The organism is Oceaniferula marina, from assembly GCF_013391475.1.
Taxonomy (GTDB): Bacteria; Verrucomicrobiota; Verrucomicrobiia; order Verrucomicrobiales; family Akkermansiaceae; genus Oceaniferula; species Oceaniferula marina.
On record NZ_JACBAZ010000001.1, the window covers coordinates 157,286 to 173,353 of the forward strand.

10 protein-coding genes and 1 pseudogene are annotated in these 16,068 nt (G+C 51.1%); 6 read left to right on the plus strand and 5 right to left on the minus strand.

The window, feature by feature from the left end; genetic code table 11:
* Nucleotides 1-59: 59 nt before the first annotated feature.
* From HW115_RS00645 to HW115_RS00655, 3 genes and pseudogenes are all read right to left on the minus strand, one after another.
* Entirely contained in the window at nt 60-1,961 is a 1,902-nt protein-coding gene (locus tag HW115_RS00645) for a GldG family protein (protein ID WP_178930647.1), read from the minus strand.
* 80 nt (nt 1,962-2,041) lie between these two features.
* Nucleotides 2,042-2,767, minus strand: a complete 726-nt coding sequence (locus HW115_RS00650) for an ABC transporter permease (protein ID WP_178930648.1) — start codon at nt 2,765-2,767, stop codon at nt 2,042-2,044.
* 104 nt (nt 2,768-2,871) lie between these two features.
* Nucleotides 2,872-3,537 (minus strand): annotated as a pseudogene (locus HW115_RS00655) (ABC transporter ATP-binding protein); the annotation flags it as partial.
* 305 nt (nt 3,538-3,842) lie between these two features.
* On the opposite strand from HW115_RS00655, the gene HW115_RS00660 reads away from it, so the two are divergent.
* The 6 genes from HW115_RS00660 (at nt 3,843) to HW115_RS00685 (ending at nt 12,373) form a co-directional block, all read left to right on the plus strand.
* Nucleotides 3,843-4,307, plus strand: a complete 465-nt coding sequence (locus HW115_RS00660; RefSeq protein ID WP_178930650.1) for a Jag family protein — start codon at nt 3,843-3,845, stop codon at nt 4,305-4,307.
* Between the two features lie 31 nt (nt 4,308-4,338).
* Nucleotides 4,339-4,713: an acyl-CoA thioesterase gene (locus HW115_RS00665; protein ID WP_178930651.1), complete on the plus strand. Its 375-nt coding sequence runs from the start codon at nt 4,339-4,341 to the stop codon at nt 4,711-4,713.
* A complete protein-coding gene (locus tag HW115_RS00670; protein ID WP_178930652.1) occupies nt 4,710-6,284 on the plus strand; it encodes an NAD(P)/FAD-dependent oxidoreductase in 1,575 nt (524 codons plus the stop codon). Before HW115_RS00665 ends, HW115_RS00670 begins: the two co-directional genes overlap by 4 nt.
* A gap of 52 nt (nt 6,285-6,336) precedes the next feature.
* Nucleotides 6,337-7,755 carry an OprD family outer membrane porin gene (locus HW115_RS00675; RefSeq protein ID WP_227021195.1) on the plus strand — a complete coding sequence of 473 codons (1,419 nt, stop codon included), beginning with the start codon at nt 6,337-6,339 and terminating at the stop codon, nt 7,753-7,755.
* Between the two features lie 207 nt (nt 7,756-7,962).
* A complete protein-coding gene (locus tag HW115_RS00680) occupies nt 7,963-11,598 on the plus strand; it encodes a hypothetical protein (protein WP_178930654.1) in 3,636 nt (1,211 codons plus the stop codon).
* A 1-nt stretch (nt 11,599) separates the two neighbouring features.
* The gene (locus HW115_RS00685) at nt 11,600-12,373 is read left to right on the plus strand and encodes a hypothetical protein (protein ID WP_178930655.1); all 774 of its coding nucleotides are present in this window, start codon (nt 11,600-11,602) and stop codon (nt 12,371-12,373) included.
* Between the two features lie 423 nt (nt 12,374-12,796).
* Here HW115_RS00685 and HW115_RS00690 read toward each other — a convergent pair whose 3' ends face one another.
* Nucleotides 12,797-14,200, minus strand: coding sequence for an ROK family protein (locus HW115_RS00690; protein WP_178930656.1), 1,404 nt, complete (start codon nt 14,198-14,200; stop codon nt 12,797-12,799).
* A 20-nt stretch (nt 14,201-14,220) separates the two neighbouring features.
* Complete coding sequence (locus HW115_RS00695; protein WP_227021196.1) at nt 14,221-15,999, minus strand: arylsulfatase; 1,779 nt, start codon at nt 15,997-15,999, stop codon at nt 14,221-14,223.
* Nucleotides 16,000-16,068: the final 69 nt, after the last annotated feature.

The window sequence follows — 16,068 nt, forward strand, 5'->3', positions numbered from 1 at the left end:
AATAGGTATCGGTTATTCGTTAGCTGCTGTGGAAGATGGTGAGCGCAGCGTGAGGGGGATTAGAGGGCCCGGGTGGTTTTCCGGCGGATGAGCCAGACGGCGAGCCCGAGTAGAGCCACAAAGGCAGGGGTCACGGCGACGGTGAGTCGGGTGATTTTAGCGTAGAGGGCGTCTTTTCTCGATCTCAGGCTTTTTTGCTTATCGCGTAGTTCGCGTCGGAGTTGGATTTCTTTCTCTTGCAGTTCAATGATTTTCAGCTCTTGTTCAGGGCTCAGGACCAGTTGTTTTCCTTGTGATTTCTGGCTTTGCAGTTGCTGCAGCTGAGTGACGATGTCCTGCATCTCCTGTTGTGCTTTTTCGACGTCTTCACGCAGCTCTTTGGCAAACTGGGTCTCCATTTCCTTGACGACAGTGAAGGGGCGCATGGTGGCCGCACGGCTACGGGCTCCAATCAGATGCTTGGAGCCGGTGCATTGATCGAGGATGTTTTCGATCAGAGCGGCGTTGTTATTGACTGCGATATGCCCCTGGGGAGAGGATTGGAAACAGGCAACGTCAAAGAGGAAGTCGGCATCAGAGATAAGGTAAACGGTTCCGGGCTTTTCAGCTTTCTTGAGGCCGGACGACGCGTTCTCGGCCAGCGTTTTGTCTCCTTCGGCCTCAGCCTTTGTATCGGCGCTTTGTTCATTCCCAGGTTTGCCGTCGGGGAAGGCACTCGGGAAGGAACCTTGAAGCCGCATGAGCAAGCCATAGGATTTGCCGGTGGGTTGACTGCGGGTGAACAGTCCGGGATCCGGGTTGCCGGCTGATTGCGCCGTGACCAGAATGACTTCATTGGAGCTCTTGACCAGTGTTTCGACATTGAGCCCCTTGTTCTCATTGAGTGTGAGCCCGCCTGCAAGCGGCAGATAGAGGCTTTCAAAATTACGGGTCGTGATTTCGTCTTTATCAGTGATGGCCTCCTGACTGAGATTAAGGTGGGCGTACATCCGGCGGTTTTCACCGAAATCCGATGCATACTTGCCGTCTGCGATCACGTGGGTGCTGTCCATGCCGATTCCCCAGGCCTGAAGGAGTGTGGGCAGGTGTGAGGATTTTGGCACGCCGCCTCCACCCATGGCCCCCATCATTGGGTTCCCCTGAGGAGCCGTGATGGCATAGGGGTCGATGCAGGCGATGATGATGCCTCCCTTGAGTAGATATTGGTCGAGGGTGTATTCGGTTTCAGGAGTGATCCCGGCAGGGTGGACGAGAAGGATGACCGGTGTGTCTTCCGGGTTGAGATCCGCCGGCGTCATCCCGAGGTTCTGGAGCTCGTAGCGCTGTTCGAGGAGCTGATACATGATCCACGGTTGCTGTGGCTGCTGGCCGGGCATCTGGGCAGGTGAACCGGCCATCGGCAGGGTGGTCATCAGCCCGACACGAGTCTTTTTGAATGAGGTGACATTGGCGATGGCGCTCGAAAGGTGGTATTCGAGCATGGTTTCGTCGTTCGGGTCGAGGTAGGGGATTGCGGATTTTTGATTGAGACTGGAAATGGAAAGCCCGAAATAGAGGTTTTCGTCGTTGATGCGCTGCCCACTGATGCCGTCGAGGTTGGCGGAGTCTTCGGCGTCGGTGTCGGGTTGCGGGTCCAGATGTTCGATGATGATTTGGCCCTTGGACAAGTTGCGGTACCGGTTGAGCAGGTCGTCGACCTTACGCATGTAGTTTTTGAGCTGTCGGGGCATCATTTCACTTTTGCGCGTGGCGTAATAGCGAATGATTACCGGGGTATCGAGCTCGGAGAGGATGGCCTTGGTTCCTTCGGTCAGGGTGTGGCGTTTGTCTTCGGTGAGATCGAGATTGCGGTTGCCCAGGGATGTGGAGCTCATCAACCAGTTGGCAAAGATGACGATCAGGATAACGGCAATGATACCAAGGATCGCCCTGCGGTTTGGGTGTGTGACTTTGGTAGACATGTTCTGAAGCGGTGGTCGGAATGAAAAAAGAGATGAATAAAGTCGGAATACTGCGGAATGCGTTTGCGTGAATCTTCCTCTTAGGCTCGTTTGGCGTTGAGGATGGCACTGGTGCACACCAGGCAGGCTGCAATGATGGAGCCAAAGTAGGTTAGGTCCTGAATCCGGATGGAACCTCTCAGCAGAGGTTGCAGATGGTTGAGGACCGAGGTCGAAACAATGGCATCGGTCGTAGCGCTTGAAAAGTTGCGTGCGATCTCGGTTTCGATGTTGCGGAATCCGATAATGACCAGCAGCACGCAGATACTGCAGGAGATGATCAGACAGGAGACTTGGTCACGGGTGAAGGCTGAAATCAGGCAGGTGATCGCGAGAAAACTGCAGCAAACCAAATAGCTGCCAATGTATCCGGAAAAAATCGTCAGGTTGTCGGGGTCACCCAGCGTGTTGACGGCCATCACCATCGGGCAGGTCAGCAGCAAGGCAACGAGCCAGACGGTGGCCGCGGCCAGATACTTGCCAACGATGGCCGACCAGATCGTGGTGGGAAAGGTCCCGAGCAGTTCAATGGTTCCGCTGCGTTGTTCATCGGACCAGAGGCGCATGCCGAGCGCAGGAGCCAGCAGCATAAAGATCCAGGGGTGCCAGAAGAAAAAGCTCCACTCCAGGTTGGCGTCACCGATTTGGATGAAACTGCCGAGCGTGAAGGTCAGGAAGAGTGACATGAAGAGGAAAATACAGATGACCGCGTAGGCCGTCGGCTGCGTGAAATAGCTTTTTAATTCGCGTTGGTAAATGGTGAACATGAAGCCGGTAATTCGTTAATCGTGAATGAAGAGGGAGGGGGGGGAGTTTATTCGGTTTCCTTGGTGGTGACCGTGCGGAATAAATCGTGCAGTGAGTTGCTGCCGGACTGTTCCCGGAGCTCGGCCGGGGTGCCGTCGGCAACGATCGAGCCTTGATCGATGATCACGGCCCGGGTGCAGGCTGCGTCCACTTCTTCGAGAATGTGGGTGGAGAAGAGAATCGCCTTGGTTTCTCCCAGGCGGGCAATCAGTTGGCGCACTTCGTGTTTTTGGTTGGGATCCAGACCATCCGTCGGTTCATCCAGAATCAAGACCTCCGGATCGTGCAGCAAGGACTGAGCCAGACAGGTCCGGTGTCGGTATCCCTTCGACAGGGTGCTGATGGACTGGGGGGCGACTTTTTGCAAAAAGCAGGTTTCGATGGCGTAATCAACCGCCTCGCGCCTGGCTTTTCCTGAAAGCCCACGCATGGATGCGCAAAACTTGAGGAAATCGACCACTGTCATATCATCATAGAGAGGTGCGGATTCCGGCAGGTAGCCGATTTTGCCCTTGGCTTGTTTCGGATGATCCACCATGGAAATACCACAGATTTTGGCATCCCCGCTATTGGGGGAGAGAAAGCCGGTCACCATACGCATGGTGGTCGATTTCCCCGCGCCATTCGGGCCGAGAAAGCCGAGAACCTCTCCCGGTTCGACTGTGAAGGATAGATCGCGAACCACGGTCTTGGGACCGAAGTGTTTGGTAAGATTGCTGACCTCGATCATAGTTTAATGAATATACAAAATGAGTGCCGAGAAACTTATGGATTCCGGTGAAAAATCAAGAGGAAAATTGATTTTCGCCTAGGCAAAATACGCATAGGATGGCGGAACGATTGCTGGGTAATGAACGGTGGAAACTTTTCTTTCGGGCTTCACCGTTCGATTTTCCTTCTGGGTATGTCTTTATCGCAGGGGGGATGGGGTGTTTTTCCTTCCTGAATTGGTTTATCTGGGTGAGGGGGAGTAAATTTAGCAAGGTGACGTAAGTGGTATTTGACGTTTTTGCAGGAATTGTCTATCACCTGTGTATGAATGACCTTGTTGCAGCGGGAAAGATTTTATCCGCGATGTTGGAGAAGCTCGGTTTCGAGGTGGAACTCGAGACTTCGGAAAACGAGGATGGCCCCTGTCTGAATATGATTAGTGAAGACAGCTCTTACTTGATTGGCAAACACGGCGACCGACTCGAGGATTTGCAGTATTTGATGAATCGTATTCTGGTTAAACACTACCCGGATTCGCCACGAGTCCGAGTGGATTGTGATCATTACCGGGCTAATCAAGAAAAGCAGTTGCGGGAGACCGCTATTCAGACCGCCAGCCAAGTCATTGAAGATGGTAAAGCCCGCAAGCTCAAGCCGCTGAATGCATATTACCGTCGATTGGCATACAATGCGATTATGCAAGTGGAAGGGGTGAAAGCCACCTCACCTAACGGGCGGTCTCGATACAAACGGATATCCATCGAAAAAGTCGGAGCAACAGATTCGTGAAGCACGCAATGATACTACGTCCACCGAAACGATGATCACGCACCGACTTGTCTTACCCGAGGACTTGAACCAGTATGGTTTTTTGTTCGGTGGGAAAATGTTGGCCTGGGTGGATGAAGCATCGTGGATTGCTGCTAGCTTGGATTTTCCCGGATGTCACTTTGTGACGGTGGGCATGGATAAAGTGGAATTTCACCACGGCGTGGCCAAAGGGGTTATTCTGGAGATCCAATGTGTCCTCGTAAAACAGGGACGGACGTCCGTGACCTATCAGGTCGAAGTCAGACAGGGGAGTAGTAAGGATCAAGGTGTGATCTTTTCCACCTGTGTCAGTTTTGTCAATGTGGATTCGGACGGATCTAAAAAAGAGCTCGGAGATAAAATCGAATCCACCCCATCAGTATGAAACAGATCGTTACGACGGATATTATCCTCCCCTTGGAGGCCTCTGAAAATCAAGAGGTGTGGCGTAAAAAATTGGCTCGCAAACTGAAGGTCCATCCAAGGCAGATTCTTGACATGCGCTTGCGCAAGCATTCCATTGATGCCCGCAAGAAAGAGCTCAAGGTCAACCTACGCATCGAGGTTGGTCTCGGCCAAACATTGCCCCCGGAGCCCGAATATCGAGCCGATTACCCGCAGGTTCCTGATCAGGCCCGTCAGGTGATTATTGTTGGTTGTGGTCCAGCAGGCATGTTTGCGGCACTCAAGGCCATTGAATTGGGATGGAAACCGGTGGTGCTGGAGCGAGGCAAGGATGTCTCAGCCCGACGTTTTGACCTGGCTCCGATCATGCGCCATGGCAAGGTGATCGAGGATTCGAATTACTGCTTTGGAGAAGGGGGCGCCGGGACGTTTTCCGATGGGAAGTTATACACGCGGGCGACCAAACGAGGTCCGGTGCGCGATGTGTATGAAACCTTTGTAGCCCATGGAGCCCCACGAAAAATTTTGACCGACGCCCACCCTCATATCGGGTCGAATCTGCTGCCGAATGTAGTTAAGGCCATCCGTCACAGTATCTTGAGCGCAGGGGGGGAAGTGCATTTTGGAGCCAAGGTGACGGAGTTTTTGAGAACTCTCGATTCCGGTAAGGTGCGTGGTGTCGCTACTGCTGACGGTCGTGAATTTTTAGGGGAAGCTGTCATTTTGGCCACGGGGCATAGCGCCCGGGACATTTACCGAAAATTGGCTGAGGAACAGGTGTTGATGGAGCAAAAAACATTTGCCGTCGGCGTCCGGATAGAACATCCGCAACCCTTGATCGATAGTATCCAGTATCATTACCGACGCGGGACTGAAAGACCTCGCATCCTACCCGCTGCACGCTACCGTTTGGCGTGCAAGATCGGCGGACGCGGAGTTCACTCTTTTTGTATGTGCCCCGGTGGTTTTATTGTGCCTGCCGCCACTGAAAATGATGAGGTTGTGGTCAACGGGATGTCGTTGGCCCGGAGGGATTCACCCTTCGCGAATAGTGGGCTGGTGGTAAGTGTGGACCCTGAAGATACTCGGAGTTTTGATGCCGAACATGGTATTCTTTCAGGGATTGCTTTTCAAAAAGAAATGGAAGTGCTGGCATCTCGCCTGGGTGGTGGAATGCAAAAAGCCCCCGGCCAGCGAGTGAGCGACTTTCTTGATCACAAGCTGTCGGACTCACTGCCTGATACGAGTTATTTTCCAGGGGTGACCAGTGTTCCCTTGCATCAGGAGATGCCTGCCTTCATTTCAACACGTATGCAAACGGGACTCAAAAAGTTCGGGCGGGAAATGAAGGGCTATGTGACAGAGGAGGCTGGGTTGTTAGGTTTTGAGACCCGGACAAGTAGTCCTTTACGTATTCCTCGAGAGGATGGTCATTTGCAACACCCTGAATGGTTGGGGCTTTACCCTTGTGGTGAAGGGGCGGGTTATGCTGGAGGCATTATTTCAGCGGCCTTGGATGGAATGAAGTGTGCGCAGGCTGCGTGCGGGTAAGGGGAATGGATATTGACGCCTCAAGCTCTCCCTGATAGGGTGCACGGGATTTATGAATGCTGAGAAAAAATCTCAATGGGGCCGGCAGTGCTCAAACTCGGACTGGGCTGGTTTGGTATGTGGCGTGTTGATGAGCCTTACCGGGGGTGTTATCGCTGAACCCGGACCGGCATATTTGGCTGCGGAAGCCCCGGTGACCCCCGAATTGAGAGGTGACCGATCCGCAACCGCAACGGTCGGCGCCATACCGGAGGACTTGCTTAATCAGTATGATCCTTTTGCTGTTTTGCCGCGAAAGTGGTTACCTTCTTTGAGGGAAAAGTACATCCCCAAGACGGGGCACTCTTTTGTTGATGGTATTCAATTTGAGGTCAAACCGAGGTTTTATTATTTTCATCGGGATGTGGAGAGTGAGGGGATTCAGGAGACTGCGGCATTTGGCGGAGAGTTAGGTGTGGAAAGTGGGTGGTTCCGCGATTGGTTCCGCGTGGGGTTAACTCTTTACACTTCACAAAAAATTTATGGACCATCGGATCGGGATGGTTTGAATTTGTTAGCTCCAGGCCAGCATGGTTACACAGCTCTGGGTGAGGCCTACGCCGACTTCAGGCATGGGGAGAACCTGCTTCGAGCTGGTCGGTCTCGAGTCGATTTACCATATATTAATGCCAATGATTTTCGGATGACTCCTCATACTTTTGAAATGGTGGGCTTTCGTATCGCCTCGATCGAAAATCTGCGTATCGGAGCGGGGCATGTGGCACGTATCAAAACCCAGACATCGACAGATTTCGAATCCATGTCGTCTGTGGCTGGTAGCGACCAGGGAGACCGTGGTGTTTCGATCGTATCATTACGCTATGAGTTCAGTGATGAAACTTTTGTGGCGGCATCCGAACAATATGGATGGGATATGTTTAATAGCTTTTATGTGGAAGCTGAAACCTTGATTGAATGGTCGGATGACTTGAAGCTTGAGCTTGGTGTTCAGTTCACCGATCAGCGAAGTGTAGGAGATGAATGGTTAGGTGACTTTAAGACCCAGTCGGCAGGAGTGAAAGTAGCTTTGCAGTATTGTAACTTTGCTGCGGCATTGTCTTACCAGAGGACCGCTAATGGAAGTGGCGTCCTCAAACCCTGGGGAGGCTCTCCAGCATATAACTCATCCATCATTCAGGATTTTGACCGGGCCGGTGAGGAGTCGTTTCGCTTGGGCTTGACCTATGATTTTGCTCCGCACGGTCTGGACGGGGTTTCCGTTGATACTTCCTGGATCATTGGTGATACGCCGGACAGCGGAAGCCAGGCGTCACCTGACCAGCAGGAATTTGATTTCACCATCGATTACAAGCCGTCGGTTGAATTGTTTGATGGTGTATGGTTTCGAGCCCGTTATGCAAAAAATTGGATCGATGAAGGGAATGATATCGAGGATATCCGCTTCATCTTAAATTACTCCTATCAGTTTTAGCTCATCTGATAGAGTTGGGTGGTATGGGTGTCTGGTTTTGAGTTGAAACCACTTGATGTGTGGTGACGCTCAATGAACGATGTGTATAGTGAGGATTATACAAATCCAAATCTATACCGTATGCATCTCAGTGTTTTATCAGCCAATCGTAAAAAAGTTTCGCATCGAGTGCGGTGTCGGTCTCAAGCGAGTGGGCACGGTTTTGCTTTGGTTGCCACGATTTCGGTGATGGTCTTGCTCGTCATGGTTGCGCTGTCGATGCTTGGTTTATCTACGGTAGAATTAAGGTCAGGCAGCCAAGGGCGAGCGATGATGGAGGCCAGATCGAATGCTCGTATGGCATTGATGTTGGCTATTGGAGAATTACAAAAACACGCAGGGCCGGATCAGCGGGTGACCGCGGAGGCTGACATTATAGGTGATTCGGGTTTTGCAGGGTGGTCTCGGCACGAAACAAAAAAGCATTATGTCGGGGTGTTCACCACTGAAAAGTGGGCGGATAGGGATGATGCTGGGATGCGAGCATATTGGAAACCGTATGAGCAAACCCGCAATGAAAAAGCGTTCCTTCGATGGTTGATTTCAGGTGCTCCGGAAGATGTGGGTAATTTGGAATTCGCAAAATCGAGTATTGATTCGCGAGATGTCGAGGAACTCATTGGTGAAGGAACCTTGGGCAAAGCGATGGCTGATGATGAGCGTTTGCTGGTTCCAAAAATGAAACTATACAAGGATGGTTTACATCGGGGGGGATATGCTTGGGGGGTGATTGACGAGGGGGTGAAAGCAAATGTCGCTACGGCTCCGTCCAGAGGGTATACAGCCATATTGGAAGACCGGACGTCTCGGCTGAATCTGATGAGTCAGGCTACGGTCGGTGTGAAGCACCTTGATGGTTTTGAGCAGTTTGAAAGTGATGGACACGAATTGGAATTGAACCGGGTGCTTAGTCGGGGGCAGATGTCATTATTTCGCGATGGGGTGGTTTCTGAAGAGGTTGCCAAAGAGCGTTTTCATGATGTGAGTGTGGTTAGCCGTTCGGTTCTCGCTGATGTGTTGAGGGGTGGGTTAAGGCGCGACTTGTCATTGCCATTTGAATTGCCTGACCTAAAGGCAAATGACTCAGCAAGTGACTGGGAGTATGATCTGAATGATGCAGATTTGCTTACGGACCGGCCTTCGAATTACACCTCGATTTGGGAGTTTAATAACTCGGGTGATCAAGAAAGTCAGTTCAGGCATGCCCGGATGGATGCCTCGAACTACAGCCCCTACTGGTGGGCAAAAAAAATGGGATACCTTTTTGCCTATCCTGGCGAATCGTCGGGAAGTGACCGTACGGGGAAACGCAAATATTTAAGGGGGCCTTCCTGGGATTTGCTGCGTTGTCATTACAGACAATACAAACGGGAATTTGAAAAGTTGGACAAAAGTCACCGAGCCCGAAGAGGGATGAAATCTCCTTCAAACGAGCGGACATGGTTGGCCCAACCGTATCAACCTTACAGTCATCGGACAGACTCGTATGGACGGCACCCCTTGTCTACGACATATGTCGGTGAGTCGGAGACTTCGGGAGGAGGGTATGCCTCAGACAGTCTATGGGACCCGTTCTGGGTTTACGACAATGCCGCGCAAAAGGGTGACCGGCCGTGGAATAATCTGTCATTCAGAACTTATGGAATGACCCCGGTGCTCACCAAGTTTGGGTTCGTCCTCAGTGTCTACAAAGAATACAGCAGTCGTTACAAATCAGATATCTTGCACGTCTGTATTGATGCCGTAGGAACCTTGTGGAATCCTTACAATGTTTCAGTGGAAGCGGAGTCTGTGTTCACGCAAATGAATTTGGCGGGGTTATTGTGGTCTCTTGAGCGCAGGCGTGGAAGCAGTGTCGAGCAGTGGGCTTCAGAACCGGGGAAACCGTTCGGGGTTGACCGCGCATTTCCTTTTAAGCATATCAGGATCGGTGTGGCTCATCCTCTGGGGGGAGATTCCCGCCCTGAGAAAAACCTTGAGCTGCAACCGGGAGAGTTGCGGACATTTGCCTTGGATTTTCCCGCGCCCAAAGCCTATTCGTATAGTAAACTTTATACTGAGCCCGGTAAGTTTACGAATAATTGGAATGGCGGGTATTATTTGAAGCATTCGAGTAAATGGCAGTTGCAAGCCGGGGATGAAATCAAATTCATTTTTAAAGCCGACAATACGCAAAGGTCATCGTTTGAAACCAATCTCGGATACTTTGAGACCTTGACCGGTGGGGCATATAATCCTTTTGATACGAAAACGAGTGATGAGCTGATTGATCAGCCGGAGATGAGCTCAGTACATATCACAGATAGCTCGAAGATGGTTGAGCAAGGTAAGTTCGAAACTAGTACGACAACCATTCCCACGGGGGCGGACAATAAAAAGGCGGTTGCCTATATTGAGTTTAAACGTCCCGCCTCTGATGAAGCGCTTTATGGTATGGCGACGGCGATAGACCCCCGGTCCATTGTGAACCATAGTAAGGCGATGAACTCCGGCGGAGGTATTCCTGAAACGTGGATGGCATCCATTAAGAAGGTGGCTGACTTTGATTTGTTACAGAATGGTGTCGGGGCTCGGAATAACGGATTCTGGGGAAGCTCGCATGAAGGGTTCGGACAAAGCCGTGTGATTTATTATGATGTGCCAGATGCTCCACTGGTATCATTGGGTGGTTTTCAAAGTTGCCAGTTAGCCTCTTCGGGGTGGACGAACCCATATACGATAGGTAGCTCTTTCCCTCATCCGACGCTGGCAACAAATGAAATTGTCAAAAGTGAAACTGAAGATGGTTTTGAAAATGTAATCTATGATCTTTCCTATTTGACGAATATGGAATTGTGGGACCGGTATTTCCTGAGTGGTCTCTATTTGGAGGGGGATTATGATGAGAACAGTGGTGATGCTGCGCTTGAAGAAGCGGAAGAACACATCCGGCGCTATCTCAATCCTAGTGAGAAGAATCCTTTGGCTAACAAGAGGATCGTGCTTTCTCCGGATAGCTTGGCAAAGAGTGAAGACCAATTGGTTGATGAGCTTACTCACTACCGCTGGATGGCCAGAAATTTGATGTTAAACGGAGGCTTTAATGTGAACTCCACACGGAAAGAAGCGTGGAAGGCATGGCTGGCGAGTATGTATAAAAAAGACATACCGAAGTTAAACCCAATCAATGGTCAGGTATCCGTTCATTCCACCAGCGGAACGCCATTCGCCCGGATGTCCGTGCCTTCAGGAGGAGAAGGTGAAGATTGGCTTGGATACGTTGAGCTCACGGAAACTCAGATTGACCAACTGGCTGAGTCCATCGTTGAACAAGTTCGCTCGCGAGGGCCGTTTTTATCCGTCAGTGATTTTGTGAACCGGAGGATCTCCTCTGACAAGACAGGGGAGGCCGGAGCCTTGGAAGCAGCTATTGAAGACGCTTTGTCTTCCGGACTTTATGGAACGGGAACTGAGCGTGGAATTACCGGACGTCTGAGGCAGAGTGATGTATTGGCAAGTTTGGGGAATGTGTTGGTTGCGAGATCGGACACGTTTGTGGTTCGGGCTTATGGAGAAGCGGTTAATCCATCGACAGGGAAAATTATGGCAAGAGCATGGTGTGAGGCGACCGTTCAGCGTGTGCCAACACCCGTCGGTGACAATGGCAGCTTACTGGATAGACTGAATCCGGAATATAAAACGACAAGTGACCCTGCTGGAGAGGACCCGTATGTTTTAAATACTGACGCATCAGAGGAAGCCAAAATTTACGGCCGTCAAATCAAGGTGGTTTCGTTCAGGTGGTTGAATGCGAGTGAAGTTTAATGTGATGATATACAAAATTTTATTGTTGGCGCTTGTTTCAAGCTCGTTGTTGTCTGTTGGTCGAGCCCAAAGCCATGAGCAGAATGAATTAGGCGAGCGGATGCATGCGGCGAGTCTGAAATTTAGAACCGCCGGATGGAAGAACATCAAGGAGCCCCTTTATTACCGGGTTTTTCGAAAGAAAAAGGGCGGGGGGGAAGCAAAGCAGGAGTCCGTTTATAAACAGACCAGTTTGTTTGAGATGGAGCCATCACTCGTTGGACAAACATTTCCGGGAAGATGGGTGTCTTTTTACAGGAAGGCATCTGTCGATGGCAAGGATGTGTATTCGCTTGCTGCGAAAGCCAGAATCAACCCGGAAAAGAAAAGGTATCTCTTTTTGTTTTTCCCGAAGGAGACAGCCCGTGGCAAATACAAGGTCTACAGTATTCCTGACACACGATTGGATTCACCCTATGGAGCCTATCAGTTCCACAATATGACCCAATTGAGCATGGAAGGTTCCATCGGTAAAAAGAAATTTAAGATGAGCCCCCAGAGGAAAGTGCACACACTTCAGTTCAAGTATTCGAAAAAAACGCCTCTTCCATTTGCCCTCTACCGAAAAGAAGCGGAAAAGGTAGAATGGTATGCTCGCAATACCTATCATTTCAACCCGAACAAACACCTCAAGTTGTTTGTGTATTCAGAGAAGGATGTCCGGGGGCGGCCCCGGGTTAAGGTGAAGGGGATCGTTGATTTTTATGAGCCCCCGGTGAGGCGTGAGCAAGATTGATTGCGCTCACATCCTCGATAGATCTCGAGCTGTGTGGCTAAGCCAACAATACTGAGAACTACAGAGAATGGCTGAGAATTGAGTGGCGCGCTGCAATGGCTGGTATGCCTTTATGGATGCTAACGCCACGATCAAGAGGTGCCGCAGCGGGGGAGTCTTCCCCTTTGATCGTATGTATTGGCCATGGTTCTGCTTTTCGTCCCCGACTCATACCACTCCGCAAAACAGACGAGACGATTGATCGTTGTTGAGGTATTTGGAAAAGTACTGTGGAAAAGCACTGCGTGATCCATGAGAGTTCCGGATGAATGACTCCTTTGGCTTTGTTTCTCCTTAGTCATGGTTCCCGCACCATTCCTTCGTCGCGCCTTACCAAAGAACTCATTCATCTCGGCTATCGTCCCGTCTGTTTACTACTTGGTATTAGCTCGTCGGGGGGAGTGCTGGTAGAGACGCTGCGGCAACAGCCTGTCCATGACGCTTCATTTTTTCGTCCGGTTGGGTGATATTGATTTTTTCAGCCAGGGCTGGAAATTCCAGCTTGAGCACGTCTTCTGCCGAGTCGATCATGATTTGACCTCCGGGTCCGGAGGTGGCACGGCCCATGATGATCAATGTTTCGATATCGTAGAAATCGGCGTAATGGGCAATGGCATATCCAAAGCACGTTCCGATGGTCTGGTAGATTTTAGCCGCCCTTTCGTCACCATCGGCCATGGCTTTTTGCACTTCGACAAGTTGTTCCGGGAAAGGCATGTCACCAAAATCAAAGCCTGCCGCGGGTGCAAGCCGAGCGACCCCTTGTTGGCTGAAGAACTGCACGCCGCAGCCTTCATCACCGGACCATTCATCGACGGGGCCGTTTTCACGGTAATCAATCGGAGCAAAGGCAAGTTCGTTGATTTGGGCGGTGACGTTACCCTGCGGATCGACATAGCCCACGGCTTCGGATGTCCCCATGGCGACGCCGAGAACGGCGTTGGTATTCATGCTGATGGAGCCCGCAAGTGCGGTGACCTCACCGTCATTGATGACTTCAAAAGGAATGCCTGGGTATTCTTCCGCCATGATGTTCTTGAACATAGGTCTGACTTTTTCCCCAAACAGGTCTTTATCGGTGATGCCTCGGAAAAGTGATGCAACTCGGACGTCGTTGTTGATGTAGATCCCTGCGGACGATCCTCCAATGGCGTCGACTCGTGGTAAATGCTCGGCGGCGAGTCGCAGCGAGTCAACGATCCCTTCATATTGATAGGAGGGGTCTGACTGGAAATAGGGATCCCATGGCACCTCTTCGGAAAAAACGACCTCACCATCCATCACCGCAGCGCATTTACGGTCGGATCCTCCGAGGTCAAACCCGATACGGCAGCCCTCAAGGTGTCTGCCCAGTGGGGCTGCTGCGTTGTTTTCGGCAGGGATGTCTTCGAGTGTGCAGGCAATCACTTTGATGTGTTCACCAAACATGCCGTTACCAATGATTTCCCAGTCGAAGCGTTGCCGGCCCTCCGATGTGTAAAACTCACTGAGTGATGCCGCGATGGCGTCATCGCCTGCAATGTGGATTTGGCTTCCTCCAAGGCCCCAAAGCATGAACTTGATCAGGCGCTCAATGTATTTGATGTTGGTGGCCTGGTTTTCCCCTTCGTGATTGAGGACCCGCACGGATCGGCGAAACACGGTTCCATCGGTTCGACACAAGGCGATTTCGACATCATGGGCTCCTGGGTCGGAGCTTATTTTTTCTTCAAACGCGCGGTTCCAAAGGACTGCAGGAACAAAGTCGGGGTCGAGGACGGGTGTGATTTTTGCTTGTGGTGTGATCATGGGTATGTTGGGTGAAAGGTTTATTGTTTTTCTGTTTGGAGTTGGCGAAATCCATGTTTTTTGAGTTCCTCGTTTGCGACTTTCAAGTAGGCCTCAATTTCTTTTTTGCTTCTGACCAGAGGGTTGTCAGATGGTGGGATTTCGGGGATATTGAGTTGTTCGCGGGGGATAACATCTGAATTTGCTGCCCATTGGTCGTAGAGGCCACTGAGTTCTTTGACTTTTTCAGGGTGTTGGGATGCTAGGTTTTGTGTTTCGGTCCGATCTTTGGAGATGTGGTAGAGCTCCCATGCTTGCTGGTAGCCCGCAACAATTTTCCAATCTCCCACACGCGCCGCTCGGTTGCCGTGGTGTTCCCAGAAGAGGGATTTGTGGTTTTTTTGATCTTTCTCAAATACCGGGAGCAAGCTCTTGCCGTCCAGCGGCTTGAGTGTTTGGCCTTGATAGCTTTTGGGATACGGCGTTTGTGCTAGTTCGAGACAGGTTGCCATTATGTCTGCGACGTGGGATGGTTGGTGGCGAAGTTGGTTTTTGGCTTTGATACCCTTGGGCCAGTAGGCGATCATCGGGGTTGAAATTCCTCCTTCGTAGGTGTCCTTTTTGAATTTTTTGAACGGGGCGTTGCTGAGGTGAGCCCATTTGGTTCCGTAGCCTCCATATGTGTTGGCCGGGCCGAGTTTCCAACCTGGGATATCGCCGGCGATTACTGGGGCTCCGTCCGGTGTATAGAGCGGAACGTAGCGCATGTATGCCCAGGGTTTACCCGTGTTTCCGATTTCGCCATACATGTGTTCCTGTTTATCTCCACCGTTATCGGAGAGAAAGAGGATGAGTGTGTTGTTTCGGACCCCTTTGCTGTCGAGCGTTTCGAGAAGGCTTGCCGTGCTCTGATCAATATGGTCGACCATGGCTGCGAATGCCTCGAACCGGCTTTGCTCCCACTCTTTGTGTGGAATACTGTCCCACGCCGGGACTTTTGCATCTCTTGATGAGAGTTGGCTTTCTTTGGGGAGAATGCCTAATGCCTTCAGGCGTTCCAGACGCTGGGCCCGGAGTTTGTCCCAGCCTGCTGCAAATCGCCCTCTGTATTTTTCAATGACTTTTTGGCGGGCATGCAACGGCCAGTGGGGAGCTGTATGAGCGAGGTAGAGAAAAAAGGGTTTTTGGGTGTCGTGCTGTTGGATGTATTCACATGCTTTGTTTGTGAGGATTTCCGTGTAAAACTCACCGGGCTTCATTTTTGTGTAGCTGTTTCCTTCGGTCAGAGTAATGGGGTCCCACTGGCTTCCTGCGGCTAACAGCGTTCCATAAAATTTGTCGAACCCTCGCTGGAGCGGCCAGTTGTGTTTGGGCCCGTCTTCGGAAAAATCCTTACTAACATGCCACTTGCCAGTCATGTAGGTGCTGTAGCCTGACGTTTTTAAGGCTTCAGCAATGGTGACACATTGCCTGTTGAGGTCAGCCCGGTATCCGGGTTTGCCAAAATCCTGAGCGGTCATAAACCCGATCCCGGTTTTGTGAGGATAGAGACCGGTCAGAAGACTGGCCCGCGTTGGGCAGCATCGACCACAATTGTAAAACTGGGTAAACCTCAGCCCTTCGGAGGCAAGCTTGTCGATTGTTGGTGTGTCGATCTCTCCACCGTAACACCCGATGTCCGAAAACCCCATATCATCAACTAAAATAACAATGATATTAGGCCTGGAGTCTTGGGGCGCTTTTGTCTGGGCTGGTATAGCTCCGGTGCTTAGAAGCATTACCGCAAGCATGAGAGCTGGAGATGGAAGAGAAAGGTTCATGGGAATGGTGAGGTGGATGGTCCGATCTTCGTGAGGGACTGGCTACGACGATTGAACGTCATCCTAGCT

Excerpts from the sequence above, each read along its gene's own strand:
- HW115_RS00645 (WP_178930647.1), bottom strand. The coding sequence starts at position 1,961 with ATGTCTACCAAAGTCACACACCCAAACCGCAGGGCGATCCTTGGTATC.
- HW115_RS00650 (WP_178930648.1), bottom strand. The coding sequence starts at position 2,767 with ATGTTCACCATTTACCAACGCGAATTAAAAAGCTATTTCACGCAGCCG.
- HW115_RS00660 (WP_178930650.1), top strand. The coding sequence starts at position 3,843 with ATGAATGACCTTGTTGCAGCGGGAAAGATTTTATCCGCGATGTTGGAG.
- HW115_RS00665 (WP_178930651.1), top strand. The coding sequence starts at position 4,339 with ATGATCACGCACCGACTTGTCTTACCCGAGGACTTGAACCAGTATGGT.
- HW115_RS00670 (WP_178930652.1), top strand. The coding sequence starts at position 4,710 with ATGAAACAGATCGTTACGACGGATATTATCCTCCCCTTGGAGGCCTCT.
- HW115_RS00675 (WP_227021195.1), top strand. The coding sequence starts at position 6,337 with ATGAATGCTGAGAAAAAATCTCAATGGGGCCGGCAGTGCTCAAACTCG.
- HW115_RS00690 (WP_178930656.1), bottom strand. The coding sequence starts at position 14,200 with ATGATCACACCACAAGCAAAAATCACACCCGTCCTCGACCCCGACTTT.
- HW115_RS00695 (WP_227021196.1), bottom strand. The coding sequence starts at position 15,999 with ATGAACCTTTCTCTTCCATCTCCAGCTCTCATGCTTGCGGTAATGCTT.